Annotated in this window: 24 protein-coding genes and 1 pseudogene; 10 read left to right on the forward strand and 15 right to left on the reverse strand. The window is 71.7% G+C overall.

The annotated features are described in order from the left end of the window. Positions 1-83: 83 nt before the first annotated feature. Positions 84-296: an EF-hand domain-containing protein gene (locus IH45_RS0123420; protein WP_030671751.1), complete on the forward strand. Its 213-nt coding sequence runs from the start codon at positions 84-86 to the stop codon at positions 294-296. A 635-nt stretch (positions 297-931) separates the two neighbouring features. Next, the gene (locus IH45_RS0123425) at positions 932-1609 is read left to right on the forward strand and encodes a transglycosylase SLT domain-containing protein (RefSeq protein ID WP_030671754.1); all 678 of its coding nucleotides are present in this window, start codon (positions 932-934) and stop codon (positions 1607-1609) included. A gap of 154 nt (positions 1610-1763) precedes the next feature. Here the strand turns inward: IH45_RS0123425 and IH45_RS0123430 are convergent, their stop codons facing one another. Then, positions 1764-3209: an amino acid permease gene (locus tag IH45_RS0123430; RefSeq protein WP_030671757.1), complete on the reverse strand. Its 1446-nt coding sequence runs from the start codon at positions 3207-3209 to the stop codon at positions 1764-1766. 170 nt (positions 3210-3379) lie between these two features. On the opposite strand from IH45_RS0123430, the gene IH45_RS0123435 reads away from it, so the two are divergent. After that, complete coding sequence (locus tag IH45_RS0123435; protein ID WP_030597355.1) at positions 3380-3601, forward strand: dodecin; 222 nt, start codon at positions 3380-3382, stop codon at positions 3599-3601. A gap of 65 nt (positions 3602-3666) precedes the next feature. Here IH45_RS0123435 and IH45_RS0123440 read toward each other — a convergent pair whose 3' ends face one another. The 9 genes from IH45_RS0123440 to IH45_RS0123480 all read right to left on the reverse strand — a co-directional run bounded on the left by IH45_RS0123440 (position 3667) and on the right by IH45_RS0123480 (position 14047). Continuing rightward, positions 3667-4545 (reverse strand): ABC transporter permease, encoded by an 879-nt coding sequence (locus IH45_RS0123440; protein WP_050515106.1) that lies wholly within the window; start codon positions 4543-4545, stop codon positions 3667-3669. After that, the gene (locus IH45_RS0123445) at positions 4542-5321 is read right to left on the reverse strand and encodes an ABC transporter ATP-binding protein (RefSeq protein ID WP_030671763.1); all 780 of its coding nucleotides are present in this window, start codon (positions 5319-5321) and stop codon (positions 4542-4544) included. The genes IH45_RS0123440 and IH45_RS0123445 overlap by 4 nt, the downstream gene beginning before the upstream one ends. Then, positions 5318-6076: a PIG-L deacetylase family protein gene (locus IH45_RS0123450; RefSeq protein ID WP_030671765.1), complete on the reverse strand. Its 759-nt coding sequence runs from the start codon at positions 6074-6076 to the stop codon at positions 5318-5320. The genes IH45_RS0123445 and IH45_RS0123450 overlap by 4 nt, the downstream gene beginning before the upstream one ends. 37 nt (positions 6077-6113) lie before the next feature. After that, positions 6114-6740 (reverse strand): DUF1796 family putative cysteine peptidase, encoded by a 627-nt coding sequence (locus IH45_RS0123455; RefSeq protein ID WP_030671768.1) that lies wholly within the window; start codon positions 6738-6740, stop codon positions 6114-6116. Positions 6741-6847: 107 nt separating this feature from the next. Next, a complete protein-coding gene (locus tag IH45_RS0123460) occupies positions 6848-8356 on the reverse strand; it encodes a glycoside hydrolase family 3 protein (RefSeq protein ID WP_030671770.1) in 1509 nt (502 codons plus the stop codon). Positions 8357-8436: 80 nt separating this feature from the next. Continuing rightward, positions 8437-9636 carry a hypothetical protein gene (locus IH45_RS0123465; RefSeq protein WP_030671772.1) on the reverse strand — a complete coding sequence of 400 codons (1200 nt, stop codon included), beginning with the start codon at positions 9634-9636 and terminating at the stop codon, positions 8437-8439. A 185-nt stretch (positions 9637-9821) separates the two neighbouring features. Next, entirely contained in the window at positions 9822-10283 is a 462-nt protein-coding gene (locus IH45_RS0123470; protein ID WP_030671775.1) for a universal stress protein, read from the reverse strand. Positions 10284-10380: 97 nt separating this feature from the next. Then, the gene (locus IH45_RS0123475; protein WP_030671777.1) at positions 10381-13239 is read right to left on the reverse strand and encodes a peroxidase family protein; all 2859 of its coding nucleotides are present in this window, start codon (positions 13237-13239) and stop codon (positions 10381-10383) included. A gap of 82 nt (positions 13240-13321) precedes the next feature. Further along, positions 13322-14047 carry a helix-turn-helix transcriptional regulator gene (locus IH45_RS0123480; protein ID WP_078897732.1) on the reverse strand — a complete coding sequence of 242 codons (726 nt, stop codon included), beginning with the start codon at positions 14045-14047 and terminating at the stop codon, positions 13322-13324. Positions 14048-14152: 105 nt separating this feature from the next. On the opposite strand from IH45_RS0123480, the gene IH45_RS0123485 reads away from it, so the two are divergent. Continuing rightward, the gene (locus IH45_RS0123485; RefSeq protein ID WP_030671782.1) at positions 14153-17356 is read left to right on the forward strand and encodes a bifunctional cytochrome P450/NADPH--P450 reductase; all 3204 of its coding nucleotides are present in this window, start codon (positions 14153-14155) and stop codon (positions 17354-17356) included. 47 nt (positions 17357-17403) lie between these two features. On the opposite strand, the gene IH45_RS0123490 is transcribed toward IH45_RS0123485, so the two are convergent. Then, complete coding sequence (locus IH45_RS0123490; RefSeq protein ID WP_030671785.1) at positions 17404-18726, reverse strand: hypothetical protein; 1323 nt, start codon at positions 18724-18726, stop codon at positions 17404-17406. A gap of 16 nt (positions 18727-18742) precedes the next feature. Continuing rightward, positions 18743-19207 carry a DNA-processing protein DprA gene (locus IH45_RS0123495; RefSeq protein ID WP_030671791.1) on the reverse strand — a complete coding sequence of 155 codons (465 nt, stop codon included), beginning with the start codon at positions 19205-19207 and terminating at the stop codon, positions 18743-18745. A gap of 51 nt (positions 19208-19258) precedes the next feature. On the opposite strand from IH45_RS0123495, the gene IH45_RS1000000148885 reads away from it, so the two are divergent. The 6 genes and pseudogenes from IH45_RS1000000148885 to IH45_RS0123520 all read left to right on the forward strand — a co-directional run bounded on the left by IH45_RS1000000148885 (position 19259) and on the right by IH45_RS0123520 (position 22363). After that, positions 19259-19492, forward strand: coding sequence for a hypothetical protein (locus IH45_RS1000000148885; protein ID WP_158813241.1), 234 nt, complete (start codon positions 19259-19261; stop codon positions 19490-19492). Further along, entirely contained in the window at positions 19489-19881 is a 393-nt protein-coding gene (locus IH45_RS0123505; protein WP_032918165.1) for a recombinase family protein, read from the forward strand. The genes IH45_RS1000000148885 and IH45_RS0123505 overlap by 4 nt, the downstream gene beginning before the upstream one ends. Positions 19882-20111: 230 nt before the next feature. Further along, complete coding sequence (locus tag IH45_RS0123510; protein WP_030671796.1) at positions 20112-21287, forward strand: FAD-dependent monooxygenase; 1176 nt, start codon at positions 20112-20114, stop codon at positions 21285-21287. A 308-nt stretch (positions 21288-21595) separates the two neighbouring features. Further along, positions 21596-21678, forward strand: a pseudogene (locus IH45_RS1000000151070) (colicin E3/pyocin S6 family cytotoxin); the annotation flags it as partial. Continuing rightward, positions 21675-21905: a DUF7683 domain-containing protein gene (locus IH45_RS0123515; RefSeq protein WP_030671803.1), complete on the forward strand. Its 231-nt coding sequence runs from the start codon at positions 21675-21677 to the stop codon at positions 21903-21905. The pseudogene IH45_RS1000000151070 and the gene IH45_RS0123515, both read left to right, overlap by 4 nt. 143 nt (positions 21906-22048) lie before the next feature. Next, positions 22049-22363 (forward strand): DUF6980 family protein, encoded by a 315-nt coding sequence (locus tag IH45_RS0123520; protein ID WP_030671806.1) that lies wholly within the window; start codon positions 22049-22051, stop codon positions 22361-22363. An 81-nt stretch (positions 22364-22444) separates the two neighbouring features. On the opposite strand, the gene IH45_RS0123525 is transcribed toward IH45_RS0123520, so the two are convergent. The 3 genes from IH45_RS0123525 to IH45_RS0123535 all read right to left on the reverse strand — a co-directional run bounded on the left by IH45_RS0123525 (position 22445) and on the right by IH45_RS0123535 (position 26298). Beyond that, positions 22445-22960 carry a DUF2165 domain-containing protein gene (locus tag IH45_RS0123525; RefSeq protein ID WP_030671808.1) on the reverse strand — a complete coding sequence of 172 codons (516 nt, stop codon included), beginning with the start codon at positions 22958-22960 and terminating at the stop codon, positions 22445-22447. A 78-nt stretch (positions 22961-23038) separates the two neighbouring features. Continuing rightward, complete coding sequence (glgX, locus tag IH45_RS0123530; protein ID WP_030671811.1) at positions 23039-25045, reverse strand: glycogen debranching protein GlgX; 2007 nt, start codon at positions 25043-25045, stop codon at positions 23039-23041. Further along, positions 25045-26298 carry a cupin domain-containing protein gene (locus IH45_RS0123535; RefSeq protein WP_030671813.1) on the reverse strand — a complete coding sequence of 418 codons (1254 nt, stop codon included), beginning with the start codon at positions 26296-26298 and terminating at the stop codon, positions 25045-25047. The genes glgX and IH45_RS0123535 overlap by 1 nt, the downstream gene beginning before the upstream one ends. Positions 26299-26306: the final 8 nt, after the last annotated feature.

Genomic DNA, 26306 nt, shown 5'->3' on the forward strand with positions numbered 1-26306 from the left:
GCCGGGGCGCGGTCGGCGGCCCGGTGACAGTCGGTTAATGTACCCAGGTCAATGCAGCGACACCGACATCAAGGGGGCACCCCGTGGCAGACATCGAGGCGGCCAAGGCCGCGTTCAGCCGGTTCGACGCGGACGGCGACGGGCTGATCACCGCGGACGAGTACAAGCGGGCCATGGCGGAGATGGGCGACCCCTACGTCACCGGCCCGGTCGCCGAGGCCGTCATCGCGGCCAAGGACGCGAACGCGGACGGCAAGCTCTCCTTCGAGGAGTTCTGGACCTCGCTCCAGGGCTGAGAGCCCGTTTCCTGCCTCGGGACGCCCTCCGGGGGAGTCCGCACGGGCCGCACACGCGGCCGGCCACCAGGCCGGCCGCGTTTTTCATTACCGAGCACCTATTGCGCTCATAGATTTCCCCGATCAATGCCTTTCCCGCTCGTGACCGGCGCCACTTTCCACCCTTTCCCAGTGACCGGCGCCACCTTTTCGGGCCGCCCTGCGGTATTGGGTGACGCGGACCACAACGGCTTCCGCGACAAAGCCGGAAAACGCCGCACGGCCCGATTTCAAGCGGGTTTCGGCGACTGCCGGGCCCGGCCCGGAAAGTGACGCGCGGCACGGGACTTCAGTCCCTTACGGCCCTGCTTAGTAAAAGGGCGCCGGGCGGCCGTGGCCGGGCCTCATGGACTGAGACGGTGCCGGACGGTCCTTTCTACGTATGCGGGCCGTAGCCCGGGCCCGGAACGACGCTATTGCTTTCCAATTTCGGCGTCGCTAATCATTGGTGAGGCGCCGGGATGGAGCTCGCGTAAATCCCTCGGGGGATACGCGGTCAGGCCACTCGGTTCATGTGCCGCCAGTGGCTTCCTGCTCGTACCTCATGCCAATGGCTGCCGCCCGTCCATTTCAGTGATTGGAAGAGGAATCCCCGCATGCCCACTCCCACCCTGCTCCGCTCCGTCCGCGTGACCAAGACCCACAAGCTCTCCGCCGTCGTGCTGGCCGCCGCCGGTGCGACCGCGGCCCTGACGGTCCCCGCCGCGACCGGTGACGCGCACGCCGCCGCCGCGCCGGCCGCCGTCAAGAAGGTCTCCGCGAACGGCCAGCCCGCGGGTGCGAAGGCCAAGGCCGCCGAGTCGAAGCCCGGCGACGCCAAGGACGCCGAGGAGACCACCACCCTCGCCGACGCGGTCAAGGTCACCGCCGTGGCCGCCCAGGGCCACACGGCCAAGGAGGCCGCGAGCCGCGCCGCCGACCGCAAGCCGGTCGAGCCCGCCAAGCCGAAGTACGCGAACAACCTGGACGGCTGGATCAAGGAGTCGCTGGCCATCATGAAGGAGAAGGGCATCCCCGGCTCCTACGAGGGCCTGCACCGCAACATCATGCGCGAGTCCAGCGGCAACCCGAAGAGCGTCAACGACTGGGACGTCAACGCCAAGAACGGCATCCCGTCCAAGGGTCTGCTCCAGGTGATCCAGCCGACGTTCGAGCAGTACCACGTCGACGGCACCGCCAACGACCTGTTCGACCCGGTCGCCAACATCACGGCCGCCGCCAACTACGCCGCCCATCGCTACGGCTCCATGGACAACGTCAACTCGGCGTACTGAGCCCGGTGAACCGGCACCCGCGACCCCCGTACCGCACCGCCCGGGACCACCCGCCCGGGCCGGGACGGCCACGGTCGCAGCCCCACGCGAGAGCGCCCCAGGACCACGGTCCCGGGGCGCTCCGTCGTATCCGGCAAAGCCGTGTACGGGCAGGTCACAGCCGCTTTCCGCGGTCCTCCGGGGTGTCGGTCCCCCGCTCCGCCCCCGCCAGCTCGGAGCGCCGGTAGGAGTACCCGAAGTAGATGACCAGGCCGATCAGGAACCACACCGCGAAGCGCACCCAGGTCTGCCACTCCAGGAACGTGATCAGCCAGAGCGAGAAGACCACCCCGACCGCGGGCACCACCGGCATGCCGGGCGTGCGGAACGTGCGCGGCAGGTCGGGCCGCTTGTAGCGCAGCACGATCACCGAGACGCACACCACCACGAACGCCAGCAGGATGCCGATGTTGGTCAGCTCGGCGGCCTCGCCGATCGGCAGGAAGCCCGCGATGGCGGCGGAGGCCACGCCCACGATCCAGGTCACCCGGGTGGGCACGTGCCGCCGCGGATGGGTCTTGGCGAACCATTTCGGCAGCAGCCCGTCGCGGCTCATCGAGAACCACACCCGGGTAACACCCAGCATGAAGGTGAACATCACCGTGAGAATGCCGATGATCGCGCCCACCGCGATCACATCGGCCAGGCTGCTCAGCCCCACCGACTTGAACGCCGTGGAGAAGCCGCTCTCCGGGTCGATGTCCCGGTAGTTCTGCATGCCGGTGAGCACCAGGCAGGCCAGCACGTACAGCACCATCGAGATCAGCAGCGAGTACAGGATCGCCTTCGGCATATGGCGCTGGGCGTCCTTCGACTCCTCCGCCGCGGTGCTCATGGCGTCATACCCGAACACGGCGAAGAAGACCGTGGCCGCGCCCGTGAAGGCACCGCTGACGCCGAAGGGGAAGAACGGCGTGTAGTTCCCCGTCTTGATGTGGAAGAAGCCCACCCCGACCACCAGCAGCACCACCAGGACCTTCAGGCCCACGACGATCGTCTCGAAGCGCGCCGCGTTCTTGATGCCCAGGGTCAGCAGATACGCGATGAGCAGGCACAGTGCCGCGGCGAACAGGTCCACCCGGTGCCCCTCGCCGGTCCCCGGCGCCCCCAGCATCCAGGCGGGCAGCTCCACCCCCATTTCGCCGAGCAGGAAACTGAAATAGCCGGAGATGCCGATCGCGACCACCGCCACGATCGCCGTGTACTCCAGCAGCAGGTCCCAGCCGATGAACCAGCCCGCCAGCTCGCCGAGCACCGCGTAACCGTAGGTGTACGCCGAGCCCGCCCTCGGGATGAGTCCGGCGAACTCCGCGTACGAGAACGCCGCCGCGGCGCTGGCCACGCCCGCCACCAGGAAGGACAGCAGGACGGCGGGTCCCGCCTTGCCGTTGGCGACGGTCCCGGCCAGCGTGAAGATGCCCGCGCCGATGATGCCGCCGACGCCGATGGCCGTCAGCTGCCACAGCCCGAGCACCCGGTTGAGCTGTTCGCCCGAGCCGCCTTCCGTCTCCTGGATGAGTTCGATCGGTTTACGCCGCCACACTCCCTGCCCCGCGCGCATGCCCACACCACTTCCTCTCCGTCGTCCCCCGACGGCCGATCATCATGGCCCTTCGGGGGCGGCAGGGGAAGGAGATCCTTCGGCGGGGCGGAGTGGAACCGGGGAATCCGGGCACCCGGGGCGTGAGCACGGACAGTCGGCTCGTACACCGGCAGGCTGAAGGAGCGGTCATGACGAATCACACGTACCGGGTGACGGAGATCGTGGGCACGTCCCCGGAGGGCGTGGACGCCGCGATCCGCAACGGCGTCCAGCGCGCGGCCCAGACGTTGCGCGGCCTTGATTGGTTCGAGGTCAAGGAGGTGCGCGGCCACATCGTCGACGGGGCGATCGAGCACTTCCAGGTCGGGCTGAAGGTCGGCTTCCGGCTGGAGGACGCCGAGCAGGGCTGACACGGGCCCGCGGCACCCGCCCGGACCTGGGGCCGGGCGGGCGCCGTGCCGTTGAAGACCCGGGGTCACGAGTACCGGGTGACCAGGCCCCGGCGGCGGAACGAGGCCAGCATCCGGCCCAGGAAGAACAGGGCCAGGACCAGCAGCGCGGCGGTGCCCAGGGTGGCCACGGCCAGCTCGTGCCACGGCGTGGGCCCGTCCCCGGTCAGCGCGCGCCCGGCCGCGAAGACATGGGTGGTCGGCAGGGCCTCGGCGACCGGGCGGAGCGGCGCCGGGAGGGTCGAGACCGGATAGAACACCCCGGACAGGGGCATCACCACCGACAGCCCGCCCCAGACCAGGGCTTCGGCGCCGCTGCCGTAGCGCAGCACCAGACCCACCACCGCGAGGGCCACCGCCCAGCCGCAGAGCAGCAGCAGCGCCGCGACGGGGATCAAGCCCAGCCCCAGCGTCGTCACGTCGAAGGCGTACGCGGCGAAGGCCAGCGAGGCCACGGCGAGGGTGCTCAGCGCCGTACGGACAAGGGCGAAGAGGCCTACCCCGGCCAGGTACTCCCAGCCGCGCAGCGGGGTGGTGAGCAGCCCGATCACATTGCGTGACCAGGTCTCCTCCAGGAAGCCGGTGGCCAGGGAGATCTGCGTCTGGTGGACCAGGTGCCACAGCACGGTGCCGCTGAGCAGGAAGACCGCGAGCGTGGGGGCGGTGCCCAGCTCCGCGGAGCCCCCGCCCGCCCCCGTACCGCCGCCGGCCGCCTTCGCGGCGAACAGGCCGATCGAGCCGTACAGCAGCGTGTCGACGACCGGCCAGACCAGCACGTCGAAGATCCGGTGCGGGCTGCGGCGCAGCACCAGCCAGTGGCGGCGGGCGACCGCGCCGACGCGGTGCGCACTGGCCGCGGCGGGACCGCGCAGCTCGCGCAGGTCCGGGGCCTCGGTGGCACTCATACGGCACCGGCCCCTTCCCGGTCCCGCCCGGCGCGCTCGCGGTCCCGTTCCTCCGCCAAGTGCAGGAAGACTCCTTCCAGGTCCTGTTGCGCGTACTGCCGCGCCACCTCCTCCGGAGTGCCGTCCGCGGTCACCCGCCCGGCCGCCAGGAACACCACCCGCTCGCACAGCCGCTCCACCTCGACCATGTCGTGGCTGGTGACCAGCAGCGCGGTGCCGTGCCGGGCGCACAGGTCCAGCAGGCCGGTGCGTACCCGCAGGGCGATGTCCGGGTCCAGCGCCGCGGTGGGCTCGTCCAGGACCAGCAGCCGGGGTGTGTGCAGGGACGCCTTGGCGATGCCGACCAGGGTGCGCTGGCCGCTGGACAGCTCGGTGCCGATGGCGGAGGCCAGGTGGCCGATGCCGAAGTGCTCCAGGGCGTTCTCCACCGCCGCGCGCGGGGCGCGCAGCCCGTACAGGTCCGCGTACAGCCGCAGGTACTCGCGAACCCGCAGCCGGTCGGGCAGCGGCAGATAACCGGCCGCGAAGCCGACGCCGCGCATGGCGGCCGACCGCCCGGCGGGCACCCGGTGGCCCAGGACGTGGACGCTGCCGGCGTCCGGCTCGACCGCGCCCAGGCACATCAGCAGCGTGGTGGTCTTGCCCGCGCCGTTCGGGCCGAGCAGACCGACCCGCTCGCCCTCGCGCACGACCAGCCGCACGCCGTCCACGACCCGGCCCCGGCGGTACTCCTTGACCAGACCGTGCGCCTCCAGGACGGGCGGCGGCGCGGTCACGCGTCCGCCCCGGCGGGCTGCGGGCGGCGTACCGTCGACCAGACGCGCTCGGCGCGCAGTGGCCCGCGCCGGGCCAGCACACTTCCGTGGTCGGCGGCCAGCGGCGCGAGCTGCGAGCCGTAGCAGAGCACCGCCTCCCGCTTGCGGGCCCACTCGGCATCGTCCAGCACGAGATCGTGGGCGACATCGAGGTCGTAGCGGGTCAGCAGGTCCTGGTAGGAAAGCCCGTACGTCGGGTCGTCGCCGAGGGCGCGGTCGGTGTCCGGGGTGCCCCACTCGGGCAGGTGGCCGGTGTACGGGAGGTCGGCGTACAGCAGCGGCAGCGGCGCGCCCAGCCCGTCCAGGACGCGCAGGGCGCGGTCGCGCACCCGCGTGTGGTCGGGCTGGTTGGTGCCGATGGGCAGCAGGACGAGCGGGAAAGGTGTCGGCAGGGCGCTCAAGTAGGCGTCTATGCCCGTCAGTTCGTCGCCTGTGCCGTAGGGGCCGTCGGGGTGGTCCAGGACGGCCTGGTCCACGCCGAGCAGGTCCGCGGCCCGCGCGTCCTCGGCGAGCCGGGCGCGGTGGGCCTCGGCGGCGGTGGAGAAGCCGCAGGTGCTGTCCCACCAGGAGACGGCGTGCTGGGCGGCGGGCGCGCCGCCGAAGACGGTCACCACGGTGACGGGGGCGGGAAGCCGGGGGATCAGACCGGCCAGGGAGAGGGCGGCGTCGTCGAAGTGCGGGGAGAGGATGACGGTGCGTGGCGGGGGAGGCGTCATGCGGGTTCCTTAGCGCGAGGTTCTTGGTGCGGGTTCCTTAGTGCGAGGGCGGTGCGGTGGTGAGTACGGGGGCGAGGGCCGCGTCCCACGCGGCGTCGTCGCCCTGCCAGCGGCCGGGCGCGGCGGCGACGGTGCCCCAGGTGATGCCGGGTCCGAGCCGGCCGGCGTCCGGCGGTGCGGTGCGGCGCAGCCAGTGCAGGTCGAAGCGGTGGCCGGGGTGCTGGGCCGCGAGCACCGCGCGGAGCCGGCGCAGGTCGGCGGCGGTCAGCTCGTCCCAGGCGTCGTGGTGGACGTACAGCACCCGCGCGCCGGAGCCGGCCAGCTCCCGCCAGCGCCCGGCCAGTGCGGAGAACTTGGCCTGTACGCGCGGAAGTTGGTCGTCGATGTCGCGCTGGGTGACGGGTGTCCCGGCTCCGGCCGCGGGGTGGAACTCGTGGTAGAAGCGGATGTCGCTGCCGCGGTCCAGCGCGCACCGCCCCTCGTCGAACGGCTCGACCAGGCCGGGGCGCAGCACGTTGCGGAAGTCGTCCGCGACGGCCTCCACCACCGACTCGAAGTCGAGGTCCAGCCAGTCGAAGAAGTGGGCGCGGGTGACACCGGTGATACGGCGGATCTGGTACGTGGACTCGCAGTGGTAGCCGAGGCCCACGCAGTGGTCGTACACGCTGCTCACTCCTTGTCCGTGCCCGGTCGCCCCTTGTCCGCACCCGGTCGTCCCCTGTCCGCGCCCGGTCGCGCGGTCCGTGCCCCCGGCCGGGAGGCGGACGCCGGTCATGTGCGCAGCGGGCCGCGCCAGGTGCGGCCCGACAGGTACTCCGCCGCCGCGGTGGCGTTGGCCAGCCCGGCGCCCCGGGTGAACAGCGTCGTCGGGACGTCGTCGGGCAGCGGCCGGGCCGGGGCCAGGCCCATGTCCACGGTGATCAGATCCGGGCGCCGGGACCGCAGCGCCCGCAGGACGGCGCGCTGCCAGGGGTCGCGCTCCGCGTCCCGGACCACCACCGCGAGCGCGCCGCCGTCGTCCGGAGGCAGACCGGCCGCGGACGGCTCGGCGCCCGGCGCCACGTCGGTGGCGGAGGCCAGCGCCCCGAGGCCCCGGAGCGGGGCGTCCAGCCCCCACGGCGCCTCGCCCACCGCCATGTTGGCCACGGTCGCCAGCCGTACGGTGTGCACCCGGCGCCCGTCGGCCGCCCGGGGGACGCCGTGCACGAGCAGGGCGCGGCGGGCGGCGACCAGACCGACGGGAGCGCCGCCGGACAGCCGCGGCCCGGCGTACGCTCCGGCGCGCCGGGCCGGGTCGGCCCAGGCCCGCAGCGACGCCACCCGGCAGGCGGCCTCCGCCACCCGCTCCAGGGTCAGCGTTCCCCGGACCAGCGCCTCCTGGACGGCGTCGTGCACCTCGGGCAGCAGCTTCTCGCCGTCGGTCGCGCCGAGCACCACGAGGTCGGCGCCCGCGGCCAGCGCGGCGACCGCGGCACCGCCGTACCCCCAGCGCCGCACGATCGGCGCCATCTCCAGCGCGTCGGTCATCACCACGCCCCGGTAGCCGAGCCGCTCGCGCAGCAGGCCGGTGACGATCCGGCGGCTCAGCGTCGCGGGCAGGCCGTCCAGGCGCGAGAGCCGGATGTGACCGGTCATCACCGCCTTGACACCGGCCGCGATGCCGGCGCGGAACGGAGGCAGGTCCAGCGCCTCCAGGGACGCGGCGTCCCGGTCGATGTCCGGCAGCGCGGAATGCGAGTCGGTACGGGTGTCGCCGTGGCCCGGGAAGTGCTTGACGGTGGCGGCCACGCCCAGTTCCTGGAGGCCCTGGACACACGCGGCGGTATGGCGGGCCACGAGGTCCGGCCGGTCGCCGAAGGAGCGGACGCCGATGATGGGGTTGTCCGGGCGCGAGTTGACGTCGGCGCAGGGCGCCAGGCAGAGGTTGACGCCCTCGGCCCGCAGGTCGTGGGCGATCGCCGCGCCCACCTGCCGGGTGAGCGCTACGTCGTCCACGGCTCCGAGGGCGTGGTTGCCCGGGTGGACGCTGCCCCGGCGGTAGTCGAGCCGGGTCACGTCACCGCCCTCCTCGTCCAGCGCGATCAGCAGGTCCGGGCGGGCCGCGCGGAGCGGCCCGGTGACCTCCTCGCGCAACGACCCGGCGCCCGGCGGGAAGTTGGTCCCGAACAGGCCGACGCCCGCCAGTCCCTCGTCCGCCGCGCGCAGAATCCAGTCGGCGGGCGAACGGCCCGCGTAGGCGGGGAGCAGGCAGGCGTTGACCAGGGCTGTGTCGGCGCGCATGGAGGGCCTTCCGGTACGGGGGAACGGCGGCAGCCGTGCGGAACGGGACGGCGGTCGGGTGCGACCCGGTGGGGGATCTGTCAGCCGTCGGTGCGGCGCAGCACCAGCCCGACGCTGCCGCGCTTGCTCAGGTACGCCCGGCCGCCGCAGACCGTCTCCACCCGGGGCGCGACGAGCCGGGTCTCCTCGACCGTCCGCCACACCGCGGAGGCGGCGAGCCACGGCCGCAGCCGCGTCTCCAGCGCCTCCGGCTCCAGGGCGAGGAACAGCAGGTCGGTGGGCAGGTCGTCGAGGAGCGCCGGGTCCTGGCCGTAGTAGAGCATCTCGATCAGCAAGTACGCGGCCCCGGCCGGGCCGCCCTTGGCCAGCTCCGCCAGGTCCTCGGCGCCGATCCGGACGGCCGTGGCGCCGGTCTGCGCGGCGGTGAGCCGCGACCGGAAGTGCGGGTTGGGCTCGGTGGCATATACCGAGAAGCCGTCCGCCGCGAGCCGGGACGTCAACGCGCCCTCACAGGCGCCGACTTCCACCAGCGGCGGCCCGCCGGGCGCGCAGTGCCGCCGCACCCACGCGGCGGTCGCGTCCAGCCGCCGGGCCTCGTACGGCGACGTGGCGAACTCCCACGGGTCCACCACCGCGGCGGCCTCGTCGTCCAGGCTGGCCAGCAGCGCGAAGAGCCGTTCGCGCTCGTCGGGACCGGCGGCGAAGAACCGCTCGGCGGCCGGGATGCGGGGCGTCTGCACCATGAACTGGGGCGACGGCGTGTCGAGCAGCCCGGCGGCCGCGCTGTTGACGAAGTCGAGTTTGGCGGCGACCTGTGCGCGGCCGAGCGGGCGGTCGAGGTCGCTGACGAACTGGAGGAAGGGGGAGTAGCCGACGGCGTGCCGCACGGTCAGCACCGGAGTGCTGCCGGCCTGCCCGGCGGCGTCCGCCAGTCCGGCGCAGGCGACGGCGGTGTCCCGGCCGACGCGGCCCCGGCTGCGCCGGTTGTCGGCGGGCGAGTGGGTCCACACGCGCGCCGAGTGGCCGTCGGCGGCGCGGCGTACGAGGTCGGCGAGGGCGTCGGGGCCGGGCGAGGCGGCGTCGTCCTCGGCGGACCGTACGTACGGCGTGAGCAGCGCGAGGCGTTCGGCGGGCGGCAGCCCGGCGGGCAGCGGGAGGATGTCGCCGCGGTCGGCGAGGACCACGGCGGCCGGGCCGCCGCCGGGGTCGGGGTCGGTCAGGACGGAGAGGAAGTCGAGGACGGCGTCCTCGACCCGGAGTACGACCACGATTTCGATCATGGACCGGTCCCAGGGGCAGAGCTGGCGGGGGAGCAAAGCGGGAACCGTACGGCCGGGTGCTCCGTACGGAAGGGACCCTAGACCGCCCCTGCCCGTGTGGTCCAGACCAATATGGTTGAGGTTTGCATTTCGGTCGGCGGGGTGGCTGGAATTCGCCCTTGAGGCCAGGCTGCTCCGCAGTGCCGCTACGGAACCACCGTCACCGGCCACCGCCCCGCCTTGACCAGCCGTACCGCCACCGATCCCATGATCCGGTGCCCGGCGGACTCCGAGGCGCCCACCACCACGGCGTCCGCCGTCAGCTCGTCGGCCATCTGCACCATGCCCGAGTACGGGTCGCCGCGCAGCGTGTGGAACTCCCAGCGCAGGTCGTACGTCCCGCGCACCCGCTCCGTCGCCGCGCGGATCTCCGTCATCAGCTCCTCGGCGACCTCGTTGGTGGCGTCCACGACCGGCGCCCCCATGGCGGCCCCGGCCGGCAGCACCGGCTGTACGTACACCAGGGCCAGCTTGGAGCCCTGCCGGCGGGCCAGCCCCGCCGCGTAGGCGGCGGCGCGCCACGACGAGTCCGACCCGTCGACGCCGACGACGATGACCTTCGGGCCGTCCGTACCGCGCTCGAACCGCGCGGGCGTGTTCTCCTCCACGGGAGGAGGTTATCGGGCGCCTCCTGCCCTTTTTCCGCTGGGTTCCCGCCGGGCCCGCGCACCCCGGCCACCGCGGCCGGGGTGCGCGCCGGTCAGGTCACGCGCCCGCGCCGTCGCCGCGCTCCGGCAGCACCGGCCGCCAGGGCGCGAAGGCGCTCGCGTCGCGCGGCAGCATCGCCGCCAGCTCGGGGCAGTGCCGCAGGATGACCGAGTTCATCCCGCCGCGCGCGATCCAGTCCATGCCGAGCGGGGTGTAGAGCTCCGGCCGGAAGTCGACGGTCAGGAACCGGTCCGACTGGATACGGCGGGTCGCCATCAGGATGAAGATCCGGAAGGCGGTGTCGCTGAAGCCGAAGCCCTCCGGCGGGTTCTCCGCGAAGAGCCCCACCATCGTGTCGACCTCGTCGACGTCGCGGTAGACCTCCCGGAGCCGCGCCACCGTCTCCGGATCGGAGCTGATGTCCTCGAAGCGGCGCACCCGCCCCTTGTGCAGCCCGGCACGGAAGTCGTTGTAGCGCGGCACCGCGCGCCGCCGGGTCCGGGCGAGGTCGACCACCGACAGGTCGATGATCTCCCCGTCCCGCTCGAAGTGGGTCAGCGCCTTCGGGTAGTTGTGCAGCGTGATCGCGCCGGGGTGGGCGATGCCCAGCGAGTACAGCGTGTCGGTCAGGCCGGTCTTGCGGGCCATGCCCTCGGCCGCGGTGCCCTGGATGTCGTCGAACGTGACGCTCTCCAGGCGCTGCCCGAAGCGGTGCTCGCGCAGCTCGTAGTCGTCGGGGATCAGCGGGTGCATCCGGTAGACGGTGACGAAGTCCTCGGTGAGGGAGTACGGCACCTTGTGGTGGTCCGGCAGCGTCTCGGGGATGCCGCGCAGCGCGTGTGCCTCGACCAGCCACAGGCCCAGCTTGCTCAGCCAGTTGTCCGGCGGGCCCTGCCAGTTCGTCTTCAGACCGACATCGATGGCCTCGGTGGCGAGGATCGCCGGGGTCCACTCCACGGTGTGGATCTTCGCGATGAGCGCCGAGACGATCAGCCGGGCGGTGTGGTAAATCCGGTCCTGGCCCATGGTCGGGTACTCGGCGTGCAGCGCGTCGCACAGCGCGTTGTGCTCCCGCGCGAAGAGCGTGTGCATGACGCTCAGGCCCAGCCACCAGTTCTCGTTGAAGCCGGTGAGCGGGATGCCGTTGCCGCCGAGCGGCAGGTGCCCGTCCTCAAGGCGCAGCTTCGGGCCGTCCGGCTCGCGCAGCGACCGCGCGGTCGCCTCGTCGCCGCCGTACACCTCCGAGCCGTCCCACCACGGCGAGGTGGTGTTGGTGAACAGCAGCGGCGGTTCACCCGGCCGCCGTACACCGATGTTCTCGGCGAACCGCATCACGTCCTCGGGCGGGCCGCCCGGCGTGTTGGTCCAGGCGCTGCCGGGCGGCATCGGGATCTCCACCGACCGGTCGCCCGTCTTGTACCGCCGGTGGTTGACCCAGTCGTGCACCTGGAACTGGATCCACGCGGCGGCCAGGATGTTCAGCGAGGACGCCGGCCGGAACGACGTGCGGTGCAGCAGCTCACGGGCGACGGTGACCGGGTTCGGCACGTCGTACAGGTCGGGCCGGTGCACCGGCGCGAGGTTGCGGCCGAAGGTGGAGCCGATCGCGCCCATCCGCGGCTCGGACAGGTCGGTGGAGGAGCCGTCGTACGTACGGGCCGTCCGCGCGCCCTCGTCCACCGTCTCCGGCACCGGCACGGCCTGCGGCGGCGCCTCGGGGATCTCCGTGTCGATGAGGTTGAACCGGCGCAGCGCCTGCCGCAGCGCGACCAGGTTCAGCAGGCTCAGGTTCAGCGGCAGCCGGTGCCACGGCACGTACCGGTTGACGGCCCGGAAGGCCGCCCGCACCGGCACGCCCAGCACGGTGTTGCGCAGCGGCTCCTCCGTACGGAACCGGGTGCCGAGCCGGTGCCCGGCGCTCGCCCGGTAGGCGGCCTTGCGCGCCCGGTTCAGGTTGCCCAGCGGGCGGAATTCGTCCGTCGTGTGCCATGGGTTGAACGCCGACGCCTCCACCCGGCGGGCCGCGGCCCGGGCCTCGGCGGTCGTCACGTCCTGCCGCGGAATGACCAGCCGCCCCACCGGGACCACCGGCGCGTCCGCCTCCCGCCACCGCGCCGCGCCGTCCTCGACCGGCGTGCGCTTCTCGTTCACGAACCGCTGTACGCACAGCTCGAACTCGACGTCGGCCAGCGCCAGCCGCCCCGCCAGCTCATGGCGCAGCAGATCGGGGTCGTGCCGGTCCGGGCGCGGCGCGGGGGCGCCGCCCGGCGCGGGCCGCAGCTGGTAGCGGACCGGACCGGCCTCGCCCCACATGATCGCGCCACGGCTCCAGTACGTCTCCCGCGCCAGCGACCCGACCACGTGCCGGGTGGCGGTCTGCACGTTGCGGCGCATCCGCGCGGCCGTACTCCAGCCCACCGCCAGCGGCAGCTTCACCAGCAGCCCGAACGCCTTCTGCACCGGGTTGCGGGCCCCCGCCATCGCCTTGGCGAACGCCACGAACTCCCGCGCGTCACGCGCGTGCGAAACCGGGAAGTTCGTCGCCAGCAGATCGTGGGTCTCCTCCGCGGAGACCTCCACCCGTACGGCGATTCCCCGCAGATCGGGCGAGATGTCCGGCTGTGCCGTACCGCTCGCGTTCGACAGCCGCACCACCGCCGGATACTGCGCGCCCGGCTGCACCCACCCCGAGGCCAGCGCCGCGGGCAGCGACTCGTCGAACCGCACCCGGGCGTTCTCCACCCCCAGCACCGCCTTCGCGTGAAAGGCCCGGTCGACCCCGTGCGCCCCGCTGCCCCTGTTCTTCAGCTGCACGGCCATCAACTGCCGCGCCAGCTCGTCGAAGACCACCCGCTCGGCCTCCGGACTGCCGCCCTCGTACGTCTCGTACTGCGTGTGACTCACGGTGTCGGCCATGGCAGGACACCCTCCGTACGGAAGAAGGGCGCAAGACGCTACTCGCCTCCCGGGTGGGCGGACAGGGGTGTTTCGGGCGGAATCATGGATCTTTGCGAAGGGAGCAGCCGGAGGCGGACGGAACCTCGGGCGCCCCGTCCCGCGGCCTCCTCGGCCCCTCGTCGGCCGCTCCCGGAGCCGCCGGCGGCCAGACGCCAGGAGCCAGCACCCCCAGCACATACGCCTTGGCCACCAGGGCGGTACGGCCCTGGACGCGCCAGCGGCGGGCGAGCCGGGTGAGGTGGTAGTTGACGCCGTCGACGGTCAGGCCGAGGTGGCTGCCGATGGCGGCGGTGGTGGCGCCGGAGGCGGCCAGCGCGAGAATACGGGTCTCGACCGGGCTGGCCGCCTCACGGTCCCGGGCCGGGCCGGGCGGCGGCTCCTCGTGGACGCGGAGCAGTGCCAGCAGGGCGGGCGGGGTCTCCGACGGGTCGCCGACCGGATCGACCGTCAGCTCGCCCTCCCGCTCGGCGCCGTCCCCGCCGGCCCGCCACCGGACCTCCACCGGGTACCGGGACCTGCGGCCCGCCCGCAGCGCGTCGATCACGCGGTCTATCTGCGCCTGGGAGCGGGGCCGGAGGAGGTCCAGCAGATTGCGGCCGCGCAGCTGTCCGGGCGCGGCGCCCCACTCGGCCGCCATCGCGGGATTGGCGATCAGCACCTCGCCGTCCGCCTTGCACACCGCGATCGGCACGGGGATGCGGTCCAGCAGGATCAGGAAGTAGTTGCGCCACGGGCTCACCGAGCCGTCCGCCGTCGCGTCGTCCATTGCCCCTTCTCCGGTCCGGCCGCAAGAGCGGACAGCCACAAACCACTGCACAATCATGCAGTTACCCGGCGTCGCAGGGTACCCGGAGCGGGTCACGCTTGAGTCATGACCGACACGATCCCGTTCGCAGCAGCCGGCGCCGAGGTGCGCCCGTCCGAGGAGGTGCCGGTCGTCGACCTGTCGGCCACCGGCCTCACCAGCACCCCCCTCCAGCAGGCCATGGCCCTGGCCCGCGAGCACGGCCCGGTGTACCGGCGGCGGCTGCACGGCCATGAGGCGGTGTTCGTGTCCTCACTCGACCTGGTCACCGAACTGGCCGACGAGGACCGCTTCGCCAAGGGCGTCTCCATCGCCCTGGAGAACGTCCGCGAGTTCGCCGGCGACGGCCTGTTCACCGCGTACAACGACGAACCGAACTGGGCCAAGGCGCACGACATCCTCATGCCGGCCTTCGCGCTCGGCTCGATGCGCACGTACCACCCCGCGATGCTGAAGGTCGCCCGCCGGGTGATCGGCAGCTGGGACCGGCGCGCCGCCGACGGCACGCCCGTCGACGTGCCGGACGACATGACCCGCATGACGCTGGACACCATCGGTCTGGCGGGCTTCGGCTTCGACTTCGAGTCGTTCTCCCGCGCGACCATGCACCCCTTCGTCGAGGCGATGGTGCGCTGCCTGGAGTGGAGCATGAAGCGCCTCGGCCGGAAGCCGGACGGCGACTACAGCGAGCAGGACGCCGCCTTCCGGGCCGACGCGGACTACCTCGCCTCGGTCGTGGACGAGGTCATCGCCTCCCGTACGGGCACGGGCGGCGCCCCGGACGAGGCGGCGGGCGACGACCTCCTGGGCCTGATGCTCGGCGCCACCCACCCCGCCGACGGCACCACGCTCGACCTCGCCAACATCCGCAACCAGGTCATCACCTTCCTCATCGCGGGCCACGAGACGACCTCCGGCGCGCTGTCCTTCGCCCTGTACCACCTGCTCAAGGACCCGGCCGCGCTGCGCATGGCACAGCGCGAGGCGGACGAGCTGTGGGGCGACGAGACCGACCCGGACCCGTCCTTCGAGGACATCGGCCGGCTGCCCTTCACCCGCCAGGTCCTCAACGAGGCGCTGCGCCTGTGGCCCACCGCCGCCGCCTTCAGCCGCCAGGCCCGTACGGACACCCTGCTCGGCGGCCGTGTCCCGGTGAAGGCGGGCCAGCTGGTCACCGTCCTCACCCCGATGCTGCACCGCGACCCCGTCTGGGGCGACAACCCGGAGCTGTTCGACCCCACCCGGTTCGCGCCGGAGGCCGAGGCGGCCCGCTCCCCGCACGCGTACAAGCCGTTCGGTACGGGTGAACGGGCCTGCATCGGGCGGCAGTTCGCGCTGCACGAGGCGACGATGCTGCTCGCCATGCTGGTACACCGCTACCGCCTCATCGACCACGCGGACTACCAGCTGACCGTCAAGGAAACCCTGACCCTCAAGCCGGACAACTTCACCCTTACCCTCGCCCGGCGCACCCCCGCCGACCGAGCGGCCGTACGCGCCGCGCTGGCCGTACTGCCCGGCGGGACCGCGGAGCCGGACGGCACGGAGCCCGGCACGGCCGACGGCCTGCCCACCCGGGCCCGCCAGGACACCGCCCTGCTCCTCCTCCACGGCACCAACTACGGCACCTGCCGCGACTTCGCCGAACGCATCGCCGACGAGGCCACCGGCCTCGGCTTCACCACCGAGGTGGCCCCGCTGGACGCCGCGACCGGCGCCCTCCCCACGGACCGCCCCGTCGTGATCGTCACCGCCTCCTACAACGGCCGGCCGACCGACGACGCGGCGCGCTTCGTCGAGTGGCTTTCCGGTGCCGACGCCCGGGCCGAAGGCGTCCCGTACGCCGTCCTCGGCGTCGGCGACCGCAACTGGGCCGCCACCTACCAGCGCGTACCGACCCTGCTCGACGAACGCCTCGCCGCCCTCGGCGCCGAGCGGCTCCTCCCGCGCGGCGAGGCCGACGCGTCCGGCGACCTGAACGGCGCCGTCAAGGCGTTCACGGCCGCCCTGCGCACCGAGCTGATGGTGCGCTACGGCGATCCGGCGAGCATCGGCGCGAGCCCGGCAGCCGACGCGGCGAACACGTCCTACACCGTCCGCGAGGTCACCGGCGGCCCGCTGGACACGCTCGCCGCCCGCCACGGCCTCCAGCCGATGACCGTCACCGAGGCGTACGACCTCACCGCCCCCGGCTACCCGCGCGTCAAGCGCTTCCTGCGCCTCGCTCTCCCCGAAGGCGTCACCTACCGCACGGCCGACCACCTGGCCGTACTCCCGGCCAACGGCACAGCGGCGGTCGAGCGCGCGGCGCAGGTACTGGGCGTATCCCTGGACGCCACCCTCGACATCCGCGCGGGCGCGGGCCGTGCCGCACGGGACACCCTCCCCGTCGACCGCCCGCTCACGGTACGTCAGCTCCTCACCCGGCACCTGGAACTGAACGCCCGCCCGACCGCTGCACAACGGGCGGTGCTCGCCGACCACAACCCCTGCCCGCCCGAGCGCGCCGCCCTCCAGGCAATCCCCGAGGACGACCCGCGCACCACCCTGGAACTCATCGAGGAACACCCGGCCCTGCGCGGCGCACTGCCCTGGCCGGTACTCCTCGACCTCCTCCCGGCCCTGCGCATCCGCCACTACTCCCTCTCCTCCTCACCCGCCGCCGACCCCCGGCACGCCGACCTGATGGTCTCCCTGCTCCCCGGCGGCACCGGTTCGACCCACCTGCACACACTGCGGCCCGGCGACACGGTCCTGGCCCGCATCCAGCCCTGCCGAGAAGCCTTCCGCCTCGACCCGGCCGACCCGGCCCCGGTCATCCTGATCGCCGCCGGTACCGGCCTGGCCCCCTTCCGGGGCACGGTCGCCGACCGCCTGTCCGCTCTTCCGAACGGCGAACCGGCGCCCGCGCTGCTCTACTTCGGCTGCGACGACCCGGATGCCGATTACCTCCACGCCGACGAGCTGCGGGCGGCCGAGGCAGCCGGCGCCGTGTCCCTGCGCCCCGCGTTCAGCGCCCGCCCGGTCAACGACTGCCGCTACGTCCAGCACCGCATCGCCGCGGAGGCAGAGGAGGTGGGGGCGCTGCTGGACGCGGGCGCGCGGGTGTACGTCTGCGGCGACGGCAACCGGATGGCCCCGGGCGTACGGGCGGCCTTCCGCGAGCTGTACGCGGCCCGCACCGGCGCCACGGAGGAGGAGTCCGAGGCCTGGCTGCGGGAGCTCACGGCGGGTGGGCGGTATGTGGAGGATGTTTATGTGACGGGGTGAGGTGTGGGGGGTCGGGCCCGGGGTTCGGTCCGGCCCAGCAGGCTGTTTCACATGGCACTGATCATGTGATCGTCGAGATCCCTCACCCAGGACTCGCTATGCCAGGGCCGCAGTCCTTCCCGGGCAATCCGCAGGCGCAGCCGGGCCACTCGGCTGCCCGTGGAGTCCGCAGTGTCGATGCACCCGTGCAACAGATCGGCAGCTTCGCGCGGAGCGTTCATCCGGATCCGCGCGAGTGCCTGATCGGTCGTGACGATCGTCCTCTGCACCTGTTCGCGTGGTGCCCTCAGCGCGGCGGCCGCGCCCTCGAAGTAGTCGTGCGCCGCCGTGGGTTCTCCTACGAACAGCTGGCACACTCCTTCGAAACCACGCAGGTGATCAGCCGAGAAGCTCGACGCCGACGGATCACCGGAGTGGTCGCGATCGGTGTCGTACCAGGCCAGCGAGAGAGCTGTACGTGTCGGCCGGTCCAACCCGGCCCGGGCTGCCATCTCCGCCTGCAGAGCGTGCGCCCGCGCCCGCGTGAGGCCGCTCTCCCCGGCCCGGGCGTCGCGTACCGCCGCTTCGATCAGGCGACTTGCCACGGCCGGACCGGACGAGGAGTACAGGGACACCAGGGCACGGCTCATGTGGACCACCGAACGGCGCCACTTCGGCAGGTGAGCCGCCGAACGTGTGGCTGCCTCGTACAGGGCATGCGCGGCTGTGTCGTCCCGAGTCTCGAAGGCCAGGCGCGCCGCCAGGGTGTAGGCCCGCGCGGCCACGGAAGACAGCCGACAGTGTTCACGTTGGGCACCCGTACCGATGAGCCGGTCGCAGGCGTGGACCACAGGGTCCAGCAGGATCCGCAACCGTACAAACGGCACGGAGCCGATCTGCGCGTCGACAGTCGCCACGGTGCCGTCCAGCCCTTCCAGAAGCACCTCGGACACTGAGGACGGGTTGGTCATCGCCTGCGTTATCAGCGGCCGGATCGCCGGACCGAGCAGGACGAAGCCCCCGCCGGCATCGGTGGCAAGGCGCACCATCAGAGCGCGCAGCTGATCGAGTTGGATCGAGCCGGCCCCAAGACGCGCCAAAGCATCCATGAGCTCGGTGAAGTCGCTGCCGGGGCCCAGGCTGTACTCCCCGGTGGTGTCGCGGCCGTAGAGATGCGCCAGGAGAAGCTGATACCGATCACCGGGCAGAGTCGGCTTCGCGCTTTCCCACCGGGCGACGGACCGCTGCACACTGGCCACACTCGTGCCGACCGTCTGTCCCAGGTCATCCGCGGCAGCGAGAATCGCCCGGGCGGTGCCCGCCAAAGACCAGCCACGGGACAGCCGCAGCCTCTTCAACGTGGCCGCGCCAAGTCGGCATTGCGCGTTCATGGGGCCATCTTGCCCGCTACACCGGCACGACCAACCGTGGTTTTGACTGTTCAGCCGCGTAGTTGATCGTGTACCAGGTACCGGAAGCGCCGGTGCCCTCCAGAGGAAAACCGATCACCAGCTCACTACGGTCGACCATCCACCGGTTTCGTGCGTGATATGCCGACGTCTGCAGCGAGGCAGCGGCGAGTTCGACCACCGATGTCAGCCGATCCCGGGACTGCCCGATCGCCTGTCGAGCATCGGCCGGCTGCTCGGCTATGGTCCCGGGGACGACGACAGTGATACCTGACTTTGTATTTCCAGCCAGCCACAGCACGGCCAGACTGTCGATCCCCGTTGCGCCGCCCACGTAGAAGTGAGCTTCGTCAGTGGCGAAGGGGCCCAGGTAGGAGGTGAAGAGATCGGCATACCAGGTCGGATTTCGATGACTGGTCTCACGCGTGCCCGTGACCGTCACTCCGCGCATGATCGACTCCATGTCGCATGTTGTCATATCCCCAGGACGTGCCCGGTCGGCTGAGATCGGAGTATGACCAACGTGCTCGCCACACTCGCCGCACGTCGTACGGCAGCGAGGTGGTTCTCCATCACTGGGACCGGTCCGTCGGGGTTGAGCGTACGCAACCCGCTCAGCGGTCGGCTCATCGAATACGGCATGCACATCACCGACCGGGGCCGCATCCACGGCACAGGAAAGGACAAGGATGGCCCCACCCGGCACATCGCGTATCCGCTGAACCCCGCCGCAGGGAGTGCGGCATGAACCGCCCCACGCCGTCTCCCCTCGCCTTCCTCTACGACCGCAACGCCACCCGCTCCCACGCCATCCTCGACATGCGCCTCGACGGCTGCCGCACCTATGCCGCCCGACGCGGCTGGCAGGTCGCCGGCCAATGGGTCGATCGTGGCGACGATGCCATCAACGCGGTCCGCCCCCGGTTCGGCGCTCTCCTGGAGCTCATGAACCGGGAGGTGCGCATCCGGCCGGTGATCTGTCTGGTGCATTCCTGGGGCCGGCTCGCCCATGACAGCGCCCTGCGAAGCGCGCTCCAGCAGCGGGTGGCGCAGGCCGGCGGCCACTGCGCGACCACCTTCGACGAGTCGGACGACCGGACTCGTCCCGCCCTCGTCGGGCGCGATACCGGTCACTGATCTCCGTACCACCTGCCCGTGGAGGCAGGCGGCGCGGGCGCGGGGCGAGGCCATGACCACGGGAGCCTGAGCCCCGCGGCGGCTGCCCGGGAAATCTCCTACCGGGCAGCCGCGTACAACACATATCGGCCCTCACCCAGGGTCTGGCCCCCGTCGGGCGCCACCGGCATCGTGGACAGTGGCGGCACGCCTCCGCGTACCGCCGTACGGTGACTCACCTGGGGAGCGCCATGACCAACGCCCTGATCATCGGTGGTGGGATCGCGGGAGCGGTGACCGCGATGGCTCTGCAGAAGGCGGGCATCGACGCGGAGGTCTTCGAGGCGTACGAGACCGGCGCCGACGACGTGGGGGCCTTCCTCGTCGTGTTCGCCAACGGGCTGGAGGCGCTGCGTGTCATCGGCGCGCACGGCCCGGTCGTGGCCAACTCCTTCCCCGCCGAGCGGGTGGAGTTCCTCAGCAGCACAGGCAAGCGGCTCGGTGAGCGCGCCCTCGCGGGTACGGCCGACGAGACGGCGATGGGCCCGCGTACGCTCACCCGCGCCACCCTCTACCGGGTGCTGCACGAGGAGGCGCGCCGGCGCGGAATTCCGGTACGGCACGGGAAACGGCTCGTCGCCGCCGAGACCGTCAGCGACCGCCGGGTGGTGGCCTCGTTCTCCGACGGCAGCCGCGCCGAGGGCGACTTCGTGATCGGCGCGGACGGCATCCACTCGGTCGTCCGCAAGCTGATCGACCCGGCGGCGCCCCGCCCCCGCTACACCGGCCAGAACACCGTCTGCGGCTACACCCGCGACATCAAACCGCCGTCCGCGCCCGACACCTACACCATGATCTATGGCCGGCGGGCCTTCTTCGGCTGTACGGCGGCGCCGGACGGCGAGGTGTGGTGGTTCACCAACGCGCCGGGCCCCGAGCGGTCGCGGCAGGACCTGGCCGCCGTCACGCCCGACCAGTGGCGGCACCGCGCCGCCACACTCCTCGACGGCGACCACACCCCGGCCGCCGCCGTCGTACGCGCCACCGGCGAGCACATCGTCGCCTCGCACGCCTACGACCTGGCCGTCACCCCGCAGTGGTACTCCGACACCATGGTGATCATCGGCGACGCGGCCCACGCGGCCGCGCCCAACGCCGCACAAGGCGCCTCGATGGCCATCGAGGACGCCATAACCCTGGCCAAGTGCCTGCGCGACCAGCACGAACCCCGCCGGGCCTTCACCGCGTACGAGGAACTCCGCCGCACCCGCGTGGAGCGGGTCGTGGCCCACAGCGCACGGATGGCCCGCCGGTCGGCGCCGGGGACGGTACGGCGGCTGGTGCGCGATGTGATGCTGCCGCGCAGTATCGAACGTGGGGGAGACGGGGCGGATGAGTGGCTGACCGGTTATCGCGTGGAGTGGTGAGAACGTTCGTACCGCGGCAACGGAAGCGGACGGAACATACGGATGGAACAGAGCGAACAGGCCGGGCAGACCGAACGGATCGACACGCAGGCTGGGCAGTGGCGTCGGTCGAGGCGGTTCAGGGGCGCAAGGTTGCGCTGCCGGCACTGAAGGTCCGGGGGCCGTGGAGGACAAGGCCGGTGACTTCGCGGATACGGTCGCGACCTACGGCTCGGCGATCCTAGACCGATCCCGGTCCTACGGATATTCCGGGTGAACTCTCCGCCTTCCCCAAGGCGCGAAAGGCCAAGCCGAAGACGCCCGTCCAGGGCGGTGGAGGCCTAAGGGGTGGAAGGGCCCGGAGGGGCTCATCTACGAATGGGGCCTCCAGCATGGCAAGGTGGAGAAGTGAAGATCATCGTTACTGAATGCCGGAAGGACTCCGATTTCCCGGAGCGGCAGATGGATGTTACGCATATCGGCCTGTCGGCTGCCGCCGATCTGGTGGGTGTCCCGGGCGAAAGGTTCGTTCACGTGTATCCCTTGAACGAGAAGCAGCTGGATTCTCTGAGGAGGCTCACAGGAGAGACATTCGATCCGGACGGCTACGAGTATTTCATCGAAGCCGTAGCGGGCTAGAATCGGCCGGTTGCCCGTGCAGGTCTGTCCGAGTCGGGTTCCGGCATCAGGCCGGAGCCCGACTCGGCGCTTCACTGTCTCCTGGCGTGGGGGCAGGGCGGCCGGGCCGGGACCCGACTCCCGATGCAAGGAAGAGGACAGCAATGACCGAGCACTGCTGCGCGATGATGAGGAGCCAGGTCAACTGGTCCTGCGATGAACACTCCTCCGCCTTCGATTGCCCGGATGCGCTGGTCCTGTTCATCCCCAAGTTCCAGGAATACGGGTTGATCATCCATGATGGCGGCAGCGCCAAGGTCAGGATCGGGTTTTGCCCGTGGTGCGGGCGGCGGCTTCCCGCATCGCGGCGCGACGACTGGTTCGCCGAACTGGAAAGCCGTGGGATCGATCCGGACGAGGATGAGATTCCCGCGGAGTTCCAGGACGACCGGTGGATCGGACTGGCGCGTCGGGCATGACGTGAACGGCGACCCGGTGCAAGGGCTCCGCACACCATTCGGAAGAGGGCAGTAGAGGGCTGTGCCTTACAGTGCCGGGCGCTACCTTTCGTCGGCACCGCGAAGCTGCACCACCACCAACGCCACCCCCGCCAGCACCACATTCCGCGCCGCCGCATCCAACCCGTTCCAGCTCTTCGACTGCCACATCGCGAACCACTCCCCGCCGACCGCCATGAACCCGGCGCCGAAAAGCAGCAGCACCATCAGCAGGCCGATGGTGCTCAAGCGTCGTGGCCCCGCATATCCGGCGCCCCCGCGCACCTCCCGCGCCCACAGCACCGTCCCCCCGATCAGCAGCACCGCCGCCACCGTCTCCCACACAATGATCAGGACGTAGGCGATGTTCTGGAGGGTGGGCGATTCTATGGAGCGCCACATCAGGTCCGGGTCCTTGAACGTGGTGTCCATAGCCAGGACATGCTGCACGAACGCCTGGTTGGTGCCGAAGTCGGTGATGTTGCCGAACGCGACGAGTGCCATGTAGAGCGCTACCGTGCCGGTGAGCACGGTAGCCGCGAGCGGCAGGGGTTGCAACGGTCGTCTGGTGGCGGGCATTTCCGGTCTCCCTGGCCTGCGGTGGAGTGGTGTCGCAGGCACTTTACGAGGGTTACGAGGGCCGTCAACCGCCCGCCCCTAAGCGGTGGCCACCAGTACCGTACGAGCCGGCACCGTGCACACGTCCCCCGCCTTCAGCGTGGCCGACGCCGTCGGCGCGCCGTCCGCCGCCGTGGTGTCCAGCACCACCTCGTACACCGCACCGGACCGCCCCGGCACCGGGAAAGCCACCGCGTCCGCGCCGGAGTTGAGCAGTGCGAGGACGTCGGTGCCCGGTTCCAGGGTGTGGTTTCCGGCCAGCAGGAAGGCCAGGAAGCGGGTCGCCGGATCCTGCCAGCGGGACACACTCATCGGGCGGCCGTCGCGGTCGTACCAGGCGATGTCGGGTGGGTCGCCGGAGCCGGTCAGGAAGGTGGTGCGCTGGAGTACCGGGTGTGCGCGCTGGAGGGCTACGGCTCGGCTCACGAAGTCGGTGAGGGGGGTGGGGGACGACCAGTCGTACCAACTCGTGCCGTTGTCCTGGCAGTACGCGTTGTTGTTGCCGCCTTGCGTACGGCCGAGTTCGTCGCCGCCGTACAGCATCGTACAGCCCTGGGACAGGAGCAGTGTGGCGAGGAGGTTGCGGCGCTGGCGTTCGCGGACGGAGACGATGGCGGGGTCGGATGTGGGGCCCTCGACGCCGTAGTTGGCCGAGCGGTTGTCGTCCGTGCCGTCCCGGTTGTTCTCGCCGTTGGCCTCGTTGTGCTTGCGCGCGTACGTCACCAGGTCCGTCAGCGTCATGCCGTCGTGGCAGGTGACGAAGTTGATGGAGGCGTCGGGGCCGCGCCGTTCGGGGGCGTACAGGTCGGAGGATCCGGCGATCCGGCTCGCCAGGTCGGCGACGGCTGGGCGGCCCCGCCAGAAGTCGCGCACGGTGTCCCGGTAGCGGTCGTTCCACTCGTTCCAGCCGGGCGGGAAGCGGCCCACCTGGTAGCTGTCGGGCGCGCCCACGTCCCAGGGTTCGGCGATCAGTTTGACGCGGCTCACGACCGGGTCCTGGTAGAGCAGGTCGAAGAAGGCGGCGAGGCGGTCGACGTAGCCGTACTGGCGGGCCAGGGTCGCGGCGAGGTCGAAGCGGAAACCGTCCACGTGCATCTCGGTGACCCAGTAGCGCAGCGAGTCCATGATCAGTCGCAGTACCTCGGGGCGGCCGGCGTTGAGGGTGTTGCGGGTGCCGGTGGTGTCGAGGTAGCGGGACGGGTCGGCGGGGTCCAGCCGGTAGTAGATCTCGTTGGCCAGGCCGCGGAAGCACAGCGTCGGGTCGCCCGGCGGGCCCTCGGCGGTGTGGTTGTAGACGACGTCGAGGATGACTTCGATGCCGGCGGAGTGGAGGGCCTTGACCATGTGCCGGAAATCGGTGATCTGGCCGCCCTCGTGGCCCGTCGAGCTGTACGCGGCGTGCGGCGCGAAGAAGCCGATGGTGGCGTAGCCCCAGTAGTTGGTCAGGTTGCGGTCGAGGAGAAACGGTTCGGAGAGGAATTGGTGTACAGGCATCAACTCGACCGCGGTGACGCCCAGGCGCGTCAGGTGTCCGGTCATGGCGGGGTGTGCCAGGCCGGCGTAGGTGCCCCGTAGCGTCGGCGGGACGTCGGGGTGACGAGCCGTCAGGCCCTTGACGTGTGTCTCGTACAGGATCGTCCGCGACCAGGGGTGGCGCGGCGGCCGGTCGTCGCCCCAGTCGTACGCCGTGTCGGCGACCAGGGGCAGGAGGGTCCGGGGGCCCGTCGGCTTCAGGATCTTCGCGTACGGGTCGAGCAGCAGCCGGGACGGGTCGAAGCGCAGGCCCCGTTCGGGTGCGTACGGGCCGTGCGCGCGGTAGCCGTAGCCCTGGCCCGGCCGCACGTCCGGTACGTACGTGTGCCAGATGTCGCAGTCCACCGCCATCGGGACCCGCCGTTCACCGCCCGCGTCGAGCAGGCACAGCTCGACGGAGCCGCCGTACGCGCCCGCCGAGGAGTACACGGCGAAGGATGTGCCGGAGCCGTCCCAGTGGGCGCCGAGCCGGTACGGGTCGCCGGGCACGGGGTTCGCGCGGGGAGCGGCCATCAGTCGTAACCGCCGAACATGAAGAGGGACGCCCGCTGGTCCGCCGGGTTCATCAGCCCGTGCAGGTTGCCGCCCTTGAGGAGGGCGAGGTGCCCGGCGGGCAGCCGGCGGACCTCGAAGGAGCGGACCCGGCTGCCGGAGTCGGCCCAGTCGCCGATCACCATCAGCCCGTCGCCCTCCAGCATCAGGAAGACCTCCTGGTTGTCCCGGTGCCGGTGCAGGCCGATGCCGCAGGCCGGGTCCAGGACGTGCAGGTCCATGTACGTGACGGCGAGGAAGGGCTCCACGTCGCCGCTCGCGTGGCCCTTGCGGCCGAACGCGTCGAGGTTGTACGGCTCCAGGGTGCGCCGCAGGTCGTCGCTGCCCGCCCAGCGGCCGTACTCGCTGAAGAGCGTGCGGTATTCGAGGAAGCCGACGCCGCCGTGCGGGTTGGCGCTGGTGCCGACACCGAGGTAGTTGTCCCAGCCGCGGATCCTCATCTCGAAGCCCAGGCGTACGGATCCGGAGGGCGGGTCGGCCGAGCCGGCGCCGTCGGGGCTCGCGGTCCAGCGCAGGTCGATGTAGCAGGGGAGTACGGGGTGCATGGCGTGCCGCGGGGCGACCAGGCGCAGGTCCTGGTTGGTCATCTGGTCGCGGTGGAAGTCCTGGCCCAGGCCGGTGACGATGTCCGGGCGGGGTTGGAGCAGCCCGGCGTCCAGGGCCGACCGGCCACGTGGGCCCAGCAGGTCGCGGAGGCCGTCGCCGACCCGGCCCCACAGTTCGATGGTGTAGAAGTCGGTTTCCTCGTCGTACGGCACACGGACCGGTAGCGGGCGGCTGCCCTGGACGGAGAGCACGCAGCCGATGGCGTCGCCGAGCCGGCCCGCCTCGCGCCACAGCGCCGAGTCCGGGCCGCCCCGGTAGGACAGCTGGAGGAACGGGCCGCGCCAGTCGCCGATCTCGGCCCAGCCGCGTACCGCCCGGGTGTCGGCCAGGGTGAAGTCGCGGACGTTCTGCTTCTGGAAGTCGTTCTTGTTGTCCTGCTGCTCCGGGGCGAGCTGGTCCTGGTCGGGCGAGGTGGGCCCGTACAGCTGGAGCGTGCGCAGCGGGAACAGGTGCTGGAGCGAGGCGGGTTCGTAGTGCTCGCGCTCGGCGGCGAACCGGGTGCGCTCGACCAGGCCCAGCAGCTTCAGCAGCGGGTTGGCCTCCGCGTAGTCCGGGGGCTTGACCGGGTCGACGCGGAAGACCGAGTCGGTGTGCACGATCTTGGGCATCGCGGGAC

It is taken from the genome of Streptomyces rimosus subsp. rimosus (genome assembly GCF_000720725.1).
In the GTDB taxonomy this organism is placed as follows: domain Bacteria; phylum Actinomycetota; class Actinomycetes; order Streptomycetales; family Streptomycetaceae; genus Streptomyces; species Streptomyces rimosus_A.